The 10,079-nt window shown below is 69.5% G+C and carries 9 protein-coding genes; 4 read left to right on the top strand and 5 right to left on the bottom strand.

Features of this window, described 5'->3' with window-relative positions:
* Positions 1-5: 5 nt before the first annotated feature.
* Positions 6-1,430 (bottom strand): type I glutamate--ammonia ligase, encoded by a 1,425-nt coding sequence (gene glnA, locus ABD663_RS02425; RefSeq protein WP_344736257.1) that lies wholly within the window; start codon positions 1,428-1,430, stop codon positions 6-8.
* A 134-nt stretch (positions 1,431-1,564) separates the two neighbouring features.
* Here glnA and ABD663_RS02420 point away from each other — a divergent pair, with 134 nt between their 5' ends.
* Positions 1,565-1,957: an RDD family protein gene (locus ABD663_RS02420; RefSeq protein ID WP_344736256.1), complete on the top strand. Its 393-nt coding sequence runs from the start codon at positions 1,565-1,567 to the stop codon at positions 1,955-1,957.
* A 15-nt stretch (positions 1,958-1,972) separates the two neighbouring features.
* On the opposite strand, the gene ABD663_RS02415 is transcribed toward ABD663_RS02420, so the two are convergent.
* Positions 1,973-2,683, bottom strand: coding sequence for a DUF4191 domain-containing protein (locus ABD663_RS02415; RefSeq protein ID WP_344736255.1), 711 nt, complete (start codon positions 2,681-2,683; stop codon positions 1,973-1,975).
* Positions 2,684-2,802: 119 nt separating this feature from the next.
* Between ABD663_RS02415 and ABD663_RS02410 the strand changes: the two genes are divergently transcribed.
* Positions 2,803-4,056, top strand: coding sequence for a hypothetical protein (locus ABD663_RS02410; protein WP_344736254.1), 1,254 nt, complete (start codon positions 2,803-2,805; stop codon positions 4,054-4,056).
* A 4-nt stretch (positions 4,057-4,060) separates the two neighbouring features.
* On the opposite strand, the gene sucB is transcribed toward ABD663_RS02410, so the two are convergent.
* The 3 genes from sucB to ABD663_RS02395 all read right to left on the bottom strand — a co-directional run bounded on the left by sucB (position 4,061) and on the right by ABD663_RS02395 (position 8,744).
* On the bottom strand, positions 4,061-5,833 hold the full coding sequence (gene sucB / locus ABD663_RS02405) for a 2-oxoglutarate dehydrogenase, E2 component, dihydrolipoamide succinyltransferase (RefSeq protein WP_344736253.1): 1,773 nt from the start codon (positions 5,831-5,833) through the stop codon (positions 4,061-4,063).
* 62 nt (positions 5,834-5,895) lie between these two features.
* The gene (gene lpdA, locus ABD663_RS02400) at positions 5,896-7,269 is read right to left on the bottom strand and encodes a dihydrolipoyl dehydrogenase (RefSeq protein WP_344736252.1); all 1,374 of its coding nucleotides are present in this window, start codon (positions 7,267-7,269) and stop codon (positions 5,896-5,898) included.
* Positions 7,269-8,744, bottom strand: a complete 1,476-nt coding sequence (locus tag ABD663_RS02395; RefSeq protein ID WP_344736251.1) for a leucyl aminopeptidase — start codon at positions 8,742-8,744, stop codon at positions 7,269-7,271. Before ABD663_RS02395 ends, lpdA begins: the two co-directional genes overlap by 1 nt.
* Before the next feature lie 85 nt (positions 8,745-8,829).
* Between ABD663_RS02395 and ABD663_RS02390 the strand changes: the two genes are divergently transcribed.
* A complete protein-coding gene (locus ABD663_RS02390; protein WP_344736250.1) occupies positions 8,830-9,753 on the top strand; it encodes a PAC2 family protein in 924 nt (307 codons plus the stop codon).
* Between the two features lie 124 nt (positions 9,754-9,877).
* On the top strand, positions 9,878-10,079 hold a 202-nt coding region (locus tag ABD663_RS02385; RefSeq protein ID WP_344736912.1), incomplete at its 3' end, for a hypothetical protein.

The following is a 10,079-nucleotide window of genomic DNA, read 5'->3' as shown; positions in this document are numbered from 1 at the left end:
AGGTGTCAGACGCCGAAGTACAGCTCGAACTCGAACGGGTGCGGCCGCTGCGCGATCGGCTGGATCTCGTTCTCGATCTTGTACTCGATCCACGTCTCGATCAGCTCGGGCGTGAACACGCCGCCCTGCAGCAGGAACTCGTGGTCCGCGCGCAGCGCCTCGAGCGAGTCGAGCAGCGAGTTGGGAACCTGGGGGATCCCCTTGGCCTCCTCGGGGGGCAGCTCGTACAGGTCCTTGTCGACCGGCTCGTGCGGCTCGATGCGGTTCTTGATGCCGTCGATGCCCGCCATCAGCTGTGCCGCGAAGGCGAGGTACGGGTTGCCCGAGGCATCCGGCGCGCGGAACTCGATGCGCTTGGCCTTGGGGTTGGTGCCCGTGATCGGAATGCGGATCGCAGCCGACCGGTTGCCGGCCGAGTAGACCAGGTTGACCGGCGCCTCGAAGCCCTTCACCAGGCGGTGGTAGCTGTTGAGGGTCGGGTTGGTGAACGCGAGGACGGCGGGTGCGTGGGCGAGGATGCCGCCGATGTACCAGCGGGCGATGTCGCTCAGGCCGCCGTAGCCCTTCTCGTCGTAGAACAGCGGCGAGCCGTCGTTCCACAGCGACTGGTGCGTGTGCATTCCGGAGCCGTTGTCGCCGAAGAGCGGCTTCGGCATGAAGGTGGCGACCTTGCCCCACTGCTCGGCGGTGTTCTTGACGATGTACTTGAACTTCAGGATGTCGTCCGCAGCGTGGACCATCGTGTCGAACTTGTAGTTGATCTCCTGCTGGCCGCCGGTGCCCACCTCGTGGTGCGCGCGCTCGAGCTCGAGACCCGCCTCGATCAGGTTCAGGCTGATGTTGTCGCGCAGGTCGGCCGTCTTGTCGACCGGCGAGACGGGGAAGTAGCCGCCCTTGAAGGGGGTCTTGTTGGCGAGGTTGCCGCCCTCTTCGGTGCGGCCGGTGTTCCACGCGCCTTCCTCCGAGTCCACGGAGTAGAAGCTCGAGTTCTGCTTCACCTCGTAGCGGACGTCGTCGAAGATGTAGAACTCGGCCTCGGGGGCGAAGAACGCCGTGTCGGCGATGCCGGTGGAGGCGAGGTACTTCTCGGCCTTCTTCGCGACCTGACGCGGGTCCTTCGAGTAGATCTCGCCGTTGCGCGGGTTGTAGATGTCGAAGACCATGATCAGCGTCTTCGCCTCGCGGAACGGGTCGAGGTACGCCGTCGACACGTCGGGGATGAGCTGCATGTCGGACTCGTGGATGTTCGCGAAGCCTCGGATGGAGGATCCGTCGAACAGCTGGCCGACGGTGAAGAAGTCTTCGTCGACGGTCGAGGCCGGAATGTTGAAGTGCTGCTGAACGCCAGGAAGGTCCGTGAAACGGATGTCGAGGAACTTGACGTCCTCGTCCTTGATGAACTTCAGCACCTCGGATGAATCACTGAACATGAAGACTCCAGAGGTAGGGCATCGGGAACTGCCACCCGCAATGCGAGCGGTTCTGGCAACCTATCGACAGGGCGTTGCCCGGCAGTGTCGCCATTGTTTCGGCCATGTTACACAGGGCTGGATACGCTGATGTGGTGACGCAGAACGCCCAGACCTATCCCGGCGAGCGACTCGGCCTGCCCCGTGAGGGAGCCGGATCCATCGGGCGGCTCGGACGACGCGTCGGCGCTCTGTTCATCGATTACGGCGCCGCGTATCTCGTCTCGGGCTTCTTCGCGTGGGACCCGCTGGCGATCCTGGCGATCTTCGCGCTCATCCAGGTCGCCTTCCTGCCCACGCTGCAGGGCAGCCCCGGTCATCGGCTCTTCGGCCTGCGCCTGCTCCGTCTCGACGGGGCATGGGTGGGACTGTGGCGGCCTGTCGTGCGCACGCTGCTGCTCGTCGTCGTCATCCCCGCGGTGATCTGGGACGCCGACCAGCGCGGCCTGCACGACAAAGCCGCAGGCACGGTGCTCGTCCGAGGGTGACAGGCGCGTCCGTCGTCAGCGCGGCCGCGGTGCGCGCGCGCGCATCGGATCGATCCCCTTGGGGATGGGCAGTGACGCGCGGGTCTGCGATACGGACTCGATGCGCTTGATCACCGCGGCCATCGTGGCGCGGTCGATCGACTTCGGCAACGACTTGATGGTGCCCGCCAGCTTGGCGATCGGGACCTCGTCCTCGCCGTGGCCGACGTACAGCACCGTGACGGGCACACCCGACGCCACCCGCTGGACCTTCGACCGCTCGTCGTTGACGAGTCGCGTCAGCCGTCCGCGCGCCCCCTCGCCGACGATCACGACTCCGCCACGGCCGATCGCGCGATAGACGGCCTCCTGCGTGCGAGGGTTCACGCCGACCGGCATGTCGTCGGCCTGCCACCGGCGGCCGAGCGACGTCGACATGACGTGGCCTGTCGCGCCGGGCATCCCGTCGATCCGCCGGTACATGGCCACCGTCGACAGGCGCGTCATCGTCATGAGCCCGGCGAGCACGCCGAGCATCAGACCGGTGAAGCCCCACAGGATGACACTCCACACCGCCAGCGGCGGCAGGAGGAAGCCGATCGCGACACCGATTCCGATTCCGACCAGGAGGATTCCCGCGAGCGCGAACGGCAGCCACCGGAACTCCTTCTGGGTGAACGAGTAGAGGGTTCCGATCTGGCGGAAGAATCCCGGACGTTTCTCCGGGCCGGTACTGCGCGCTGCCATGCGTTCCAGCCTACCGCCCGCGCGGTGTCGGCTCCTCCCCAGGCGCAGCGGGCGGCCTGCTGTCCACAGATCTGTCGTCGGTCCGCAGGCCGCGCAGCGTCCCGCGGCAGATTCGAAGGGTGACAGATGCGCCCGATCCCCTCCGTGCTCCGGTCACGGCGCTGCGTCGGGTCACGGCGGGACGCGACGGTCCCTGGGACGGCACGCTCGTGAGACTCGGCGAGCGCGGCGGGGTTCTCGTCGACATCGTCGAGCTCGGTGCCGACTGGCCGGGCTCGTCGGCGCGGGAGGACGGTCACCTCGTCGCCGCCCTCGACGTGGTGCGTCGGCACGACGGCCATGACGCTCTCCTCCCGGCGTTGCGCGATCGGCTGCGCGACGCGCTCGCGCGCCGCGGCGGCGGGGCCGGGCTGTCCGACGGCGAAGCGGTGACCGTCGGGGTGAGCGCGCTGCGCGCCGTGGCCGAGCTCGCCGCAATCGGCGTGGAACCGAGCGGCGAATGGTGGGTGACCGCCGACGGGCGGCCCGTGCTCGCGCTCGGTGTGGGAACGGCTTCGGCGCGTGCGGCGACGATCGAGCTCCTGAACGACATGGCTGCGGCGCCGACCCGGCGCGACTGGACCGATCTCGCCGGCGCGATCGCCGAGCCGGCGACGCCTCAGCGCGTCCTGCTTCGCGGCGAGGAGACCCTGTTCGCCACCGCCGCACCGGCGCCGCTGGCCACCGAAGGGATCGCGCCCCGTCCCGCCCGCTCGCTGCGGGTCGCCGACGACGGCTCGAGCGTCGAGCCGGAACGTCCCGGCGCCCCATGGTTCACGGCCCTCGCCCGTCACGTCGATGCCGACCTCGCCGACACCGTCTCGGAGGTGGCGACCGATCTGTGGCGTCGTGCGCGGACACCGCGGCGTCGTCGACCCTGGCTGGTCGCGGCTCTCATCGGGGGAGCAGTGGTGGCGGGCGGACTGCTGTGGCCGGCAGGACCGGGCTCACCCGCCACCGCAGAGCCCGCTGGGATCGACAGCGCCCCCGCGGCACCGATCGATCCGGACGGCACGGGCACTCCCGACCCGCCGGTCGACCAGACCCCCGCGGGGCTGGATTCCGTCGCCTCGCAGCTCCTCGAGGCCCGGACGGCGTGTGGGGGGACATCCGCGTGCCTGTCGGAGTTGATGCAGGATCCGACGAGTGCCGTGCCGGCCGGGCCGGTCGATCTGCCGGCCGACGAGCGGACCGTCACTGTGCTCGATGACCTCGGCGGCGTCGCCGTGCTGAGGGTCGACGGACCGGACGGCCGATCACAGCTGGTCGTGATCGCCGAGTCGGGCGGCCGCTGGCTGCTGCGCGACGTGCACGACGTCGCGCAGCAGCGCTAGCGGATCAGATGCCCAGCTGCTCGGCGAAGGCGGCGTCCTCGAGGCGCTTCTTCACCGCGCCGAGGAAGCGTGCGGCGTCGGCACCGTCGATGATGCGGTGATCGTACGAGAGCGCGAGATAGACGTACGACCGCACCGAGATGGCGTCCCTACCGTCGACGGTGACCACGCCCGGCCGCTTGACGACGATGCCCGTGCCGAGGATCGCCGACTGCGGAAGGAACACGACCGGGGTGTCGAAGAGGGCCCCGCGCGAACCGGTGTTCGTGAGGGTGAAGGTGCCCCCGGCCAGCTCGTCCGGCTTGAGCTTGTTGTCGCGGGTGCGGGCGGCGAGATCGGCGATCTCATGGGCGATCTCCGCGAGGTTCTTCGCGGCGGCATCGCGCAGCACCGGCGTGAGCAGCCCGCGCTCGGTGTCGACCGCGATCGAGAGGTTCTCGCTCGGCGGGTAGACGATCTTGTCGCCGTCGACGGTCGAGTTGATCACGGGGTACGTCTGCAGCGCTTCGGCGGCAGCGAGGGCGAAGAAGGGCAGGAAGCTCAGCTTGTCGCCGGTCTTCTGCTGGAACTCCGCCTTGACCGAGTCGCGGTAGGCCGACAGACGCGTGACATCGACCTCGACGACCGTGGTCAGCTGCGCCGTCGCCTGCATCGAGGCGACCGCGCGCTCGGCGAGCACCTTGCGCAGGCGCGACATCGGCTGGGTGGTGCCGCGCAGCTCGGAGACCTCGATCGTCGGAGCCGCCGCGGCGGGCGCCGCCGTCGCAACTGCGGGCGCCTTGGCCGCCTCGGCCGCCGTCAGCACGTCCTCCTTGCGGATCCGTCCACCGACGCCCGTTCCCGTCACCGAACCGAGATCGACGCCCTGCTGCTGCGCCAGGCGACGCACGAGCGGGGTGACGTAGACGGCGTCGTCTCCCGACGGGGGAGTGAACGGGGCGGGGGCCCGCTCGGACTTCTCAGCCGGCGCAGCCTTCGCGGTGGGCTGAGGCTCCTCGGCGGGCGCGGGGGCCTCTTCCGCGGGCGTTGCCGCCTCTTCCGCGGGTTCCGGCTCCTCGGCGGGCTCCGGCTCCTCGGCGGGTGCCTGCTGCGGGAGCTCGGTCGAGGTCTCGGCCGGCGATCCGTCGCCGATGCGCGCGAGAGGTGACCCGACCGCCACGGTCTCGTCTTCCTGAACCAGGATCTCTTGCAGCACGCCCGCGAACGGGGCCGGGATCTCGGTGTCGACCTTGTCGGTCGAGATCTCCAGCAGCGGTTCGTCGACGGCGACATCGTCGCCGACCTGCTTGAGCCAGCGCGTGACGGTGCCCTCGGTCACGCTCTCGCCCAGTTCAGGCAGCACGACCTCCTTGCCGTCGGAGGACGCGGCCGCGTCGGCCGAGGGGGCCGGAGCGGATGCGTCGGGCTCGGGCTCGGGCTCGGCGGGTGCCTCCTGAGGCTTCGCCGCTTCGGCCGTCGGCTCATCGGCGGGCTCTTCCGCCGCGGGCGTCGCCTGCTCTGCGGGTTCTTCCGCTGCGGCATCCTCCGACGCCGATCCCGACCCGTCGCCGATCTTCGCCAGCACGGCGCCGACCTCGACGGTCTCGTCCTCCTGCACGAGGATCTCTTCGAGGACGCCGCTGACGGGCGACGGGATCTCGGTGTCGACCTTGTCGGTGGAGATCTCGAGGAGACCCTCGTCCGCCTCGACCGAGTCGCCGACCTGCTTGAGCCAGCGGGTGACCGTTCCCTCGGTGACGCTCTCGCCGAGCGCGGGGAGGACCACGGAAGTGCTCATGGGCAATGTCTCCTTAAGGATGCCGGTGTCGTTCTAGCTTAGTGATGCGCTCGTGCGTCGGGTCAGACGGTGTGAAGCGGCTTGCCCGCCAACGCGAGGAATGCCTCGCCGAGCGCCTCACTCTGGGTGGGGTGGGCGTGGATGAAGGGGGCGATGTCCTCGGGATGGGCCTCCCAGCCGACGGCGAGCTGGCCCTCGGTGATCAGCTCGCCGACCCGATCGCCGATCAGGTGGACGCCCACGACCGGTCCGTCGACGACGCGGACGACCTTGACGATCCCGCCGGTGCCGATGATCTCGCTCTTGCCGTTGCCGGCGAGGTTGTACTCGTAGGCCTTCACGGCCTCCGCACCGTGCACATCGGCCGCTTGGGTCTCGGTGAGTCCGACCGACGCGACTTCGGGGTGCGAATAGGTCACCTTCGGGATCTGGCTGTCGGGGATCATGACGGGGCTCAGTCCCGCGATCCGCTCGGCGACGTAGATGCCCTGCTGGAATCCGCGATGTGCGAGCTGGAGGCCGGGCACGATGTCGCCGACCGCCCAGACGTGGTCCGCGTCGGTGCGCAGGTGGTCGTCGACGACCACGAACCCGCGATCGAGTACCACCCCGGCCTCCTCGAAGCCCAGGTCGGCGGTGGCCGGGCCGCGCCCGACGGCGACGAGCAGGTAGTCGGCCTCGAATGTGGTGCCGTCTTCCAAGGACACGGTGACGTGCTCGGAGGTCTGTGCCGCGGACTGGAAGCGCACTCCGAGTGACTGGGCGATGCCGCGCCTGCGGAACGCGCGCTCGAGCCCCTTGCTCAGCGCCAGATCCTCATTGGGAACAAGGTGCTCGAGCGCTTCGACGATCGTCACTTCGGAGCCGAAGGAGCGCCACACGCTCGCGAACTCGACGCCGATGACACCGCCGCCGAGGATCACGACGCGGGACGGCACCTCGCCGAGGCTCAGCGCCTCCTCGCTGGTGAGGATGCGACCGCCGATGTCGAGCCCCGGAAGAGTGCGGCTGTACGAACCGGTCGCGAGCACGACATCCGTGCCGTGGTACAGGTCATCGCCGACGCGCACCGCCGGACCCGCTTCGAGCCTGCCGGCGCCGGCGACGACGGTGATGCCGCGTGCCTTGACCAAGCCCTCGAGACCCTTGAACTTCTTCGCGACGATGCCCTCGCGGTACGCGCGGACGCCCTCGACGTCGATGCCCTCGAACGCAGCGCGCACGCCCACGTTCGCGGCATCCCGGGTGTGGTCGGCCACCTCGGCGGCGTGGAGCAGCGCCTTGGTCGGGATGCAGCCCCGGTGCAGGCAGGTGCCGCCGACCTTGTCCTTCTCGATCAGCGCGACGGACTTGCCGAGTTCTGCGGCGCGCAGCGCCGCGGCGTAGCCGCCGCTTCCGCCGCCGAGCACGACGAGGTCGAACGTGTGGTCGGTCATCAGGCCTCCTTGCCCATGAGGAATCGGATGAGGCTGCGAACGGTCGCGCCGGTCGGCCCCTTGTCGGTGAAGCCGTACGCGGCTCCCTTGTGCATGCCCACTCCGGCGATGTCCAGGTGCACCCAGGGGATGCGCGGGTCACCGTCGCCGTCGCCGGTGCGGCCGACGAAGTGTCGCAGGAACAGCCCCGCGAACAGCGAGCCCCCCGCGGGATCGCCGATCTTGGCGTTCTGCAGGTCGGCGATCGGCGAGTCCAGTTCATCGACCATGTGCGCCGGCAGCGGCAGCGCCCAGGCGAGTTCGTCGACGTCATCGGCGGCGGCGAGATACTCGGCGACCGCGTCGTCCTCTCCCATGACGCCGACGTGCCGGTTCCCCAGCGCGATCGTCATCGCGCCCGTGAGCGTGGCGACGTCGAGGATGACATCCGGATGCTCTCGACTGGCGGCGACCAGTCCGTCGGCGAGCACGAGACGCCCCTCTGCGTCGGTGTTGAGCACCTCGACGGTGGTTCCGTCGAGCATCCGCAGCACGTCGCCGGGACGCGTGGCTGAACCGGACGGCATGTTGTCGGCGATCGCCAGCCAGCCCGTCACCCGCACGGGGAGCTGGAGCACGGCCGCGGCACGCACCACCGCGAGCACCGTCGCCGCACCGCACATGTCGTACTTCATGCCCACCATCGACGCCGGGGGCTTCAGCGACAGGCCGCCCGTGTCGAACGTGATGCCCTTGCCGACCAGCGAGACGTGTCGTCCGGCGTCGGCGGGGGAGTACTCCAGACGCACCATGCGCGGTGGACGCGCCGAGCCCTGTCCCACTCCGAGGATGCCGCCGTAGCCGCCTTCGCGCAGTGCGTGCTCATCGAGGATCTCGACGTCCACCGGCAGCACGGCGACCTCGTCCTTCGCGCGTTCCGCGAAGTCGGCGGGGCCGAGCCACTCCGCCGGGGTGTTGACGAGGTCCTTGACGAGTGCGACGGCGTCGGCTGCGGCGGTCACCGCTGCCAGCGCTGCATCGGGGGAGCCGGACGGGCCATGGACGACGATACGGGAGGCCCGCGGCGCGGGCGCCTCGGTCTTGTAGCCGTCGAAGCGGTATCCGCCGAGCACGGCGCCCTCCGCCGCAGCGCGCCACAGTGCCGGGTCCGTGCCGATGACCCCGACCGCGACGGTTCCGTAGCCCGTGAGCTGACGGATGCCGACGCCGAGGGCGTCGCGCACTGCCGCGGGGGTCGGGTTTCGACCGGTTCCCACGACGGCGAGGGGAACGGAGGAGGCCTCGGGTGCATAGACACGTGCGTACGACGATGCAGAACCGGTGAATCCGATCGCCGCGAGCGAGTCGGCCAGGCCGGGCCAGTCGTCGAGTGCCGGGGCATCGTCCCCGTCGAGCGCGGGCAGCGCCAGGAGGATGGCGTCCGCGTCGGACTCTCGGAGAGGGGTGGAGCGGTATTCGAGGTCGGGAGACGACATGTCCTCCATCCTAGGTTCGCGCTGTTCGCTCTGAGCGACACCCGAGCCTCGCCTCCTGCTGCGACAGTGCTCGTAGCATGGAGCCATGCCGTTCCCCGGTCCGCTCTTCGAGCGCGTCGCATCCGCACCCCCGGTGCCGCGTGGTCTGCCGATGGTGATCGTGCTCACGGGATTCACGGATGCCGGCAGCGCGGTCAGCCGCACCGTCCAGTACTTCCGCGAGAGCCTGGACCCGACGCCGCTCGCCGTGTTCGGCAACGATTCGCTGCTCGACTATCGCGCCCGGCGTCCGATCATCGAGTTCGAAGAGGACCACCTCACCGACTACGCCCCGCAGCGGCTCGAGCTGTCGCTCGTGCACGATGCCGGCGGTTCGCCCTTCCTGCTCCTGGCGGGGTACGAGCCGGACTTCGGCTGGGAGGCGTTCGCCGCGGCGGTCGTCGATTTCGCCGATTCGTACGGGGCCTCGACGGTGACCTGGGTGCACGCGATCCCCATGCCCGTCCCGCACACCCGGCCGCTGGGAACGACGGTGAGCGGCACGCGCACGGCTCTCACCGAGCAGCATTCCGTGTGGAAGCCGCACACCCGGGTACCGGCGACGGTGGGCCACCTCATCGAGTACCGGTTCGCACAGGCCGGGGCTCAGGTCGCGGGCTTCGTGCTGCTCGTCCCGCACTATCTCGCAGACACCGAGTTCCCGGCGGCCGCGCTGGCGGCCCTCGACAGCCTCAGCGCCGCGACGGGACTCTCCTTCGACGGCGATGAGCTTCGCGAAGAGAACCGCGGCTACCTGATGAAGGTCGAAGAGCAGGTCTCGGAGAGCGACGAGCTCTCGCGCATGGTGGAGACGCTGGAGGAGAGGTACGACTCCTATATGGCGGGTTCGACGTCGGCGACACCCATGATCCACACCGGGGATCTCCCGAGCGCCGAGGAACTCGCCGCGGAGCTCGAACGGTTCCTCGCGACCCGCCCGACCAACGAAGACGACAAACGCCGAGGCTGATCAGCAGGGAATTCCTGATCGTCTCCCGCCGTTGCAGGTGATGTGCCGCGCCCCCGATGGCGGAATCGGGCGATGCGCGGATCATATGAGACAATGGACTCTCTGACCCGTTGTCGATCGGTCGGTGCGATGCCCGTCATCGCCCCCCGGACTTGACAAGGGTCTTACTAGTGTCCGAAATCGACCCGTGCGCTCCGGATGCGCGGGTGAAAGGCGAAGCGTGACTGCAGGCACGAAGAACAAGCCCCGAACGGCCGCGAAGGACACCCCGGTCGACGAGACGAAGACCACCGCGGCCGAAGACTCGGGCGCGAAGGGCGCAGCCA

This window comes from Microbacterium awajiense (assembly GCF_039536545.1).
Taxonomy (GTDB): Bacteria; Actinomycetota; Actinomycetes; order Actinomycetales; family Microbacteriaceae; genus Microbacterium; species Microbacterium awajiense.
This window is presented reverse-complemented; position numbering and strand designations above follow the sequence as displayed.

Excerpts from the sequence above, each read along its gene's own strand:
- glnA (WP_344736257.1), bottom strand. The coding sequence starts at position 1,430 with ATGTTCAGTGATTCATCCGAGGTGCTGAAGTTCATCAAGGACGAGGAC.
- ABD663_RS02415 (WP_344736255.1), bottom strand. The coding sequence starts at position 2,683 with ATGGCAGCGCGCAGTACCGGCCCGGAGAAACGTCCGGGATTCTTCCGC.
- sucB (WP_344736253.1), bottom strand. The coding sequence starts at position 5,833 with ATGAGCACTTCCGTGGTCCTCCCCGCGCTCGGCGAGAGCGTCACCGAG.
- lpdA (WP_344736252.1), bottom strand. The coding sequence starts at position 7,269 with ATGACCGACCACACGTTCGACCTCGTCGTGCTCGGCGGCGGAAGCGGC.
- ABD663_RS02395 (WP_344736251.1), bottom strand. The coding sequence starts at position 8,744 with ATGTCGTCTCCCGACCTCGAATACCGCTCCACCCCTCTCCGAGAGTCC.
- ABD663_RS02390 (WP_344736250.1), top strand. The coding sequence starts at position 8,830 with ATGCCGTTCCCCGGTCCGCTCTTCGAGCGCGTCGCATCCGCACCCCCG.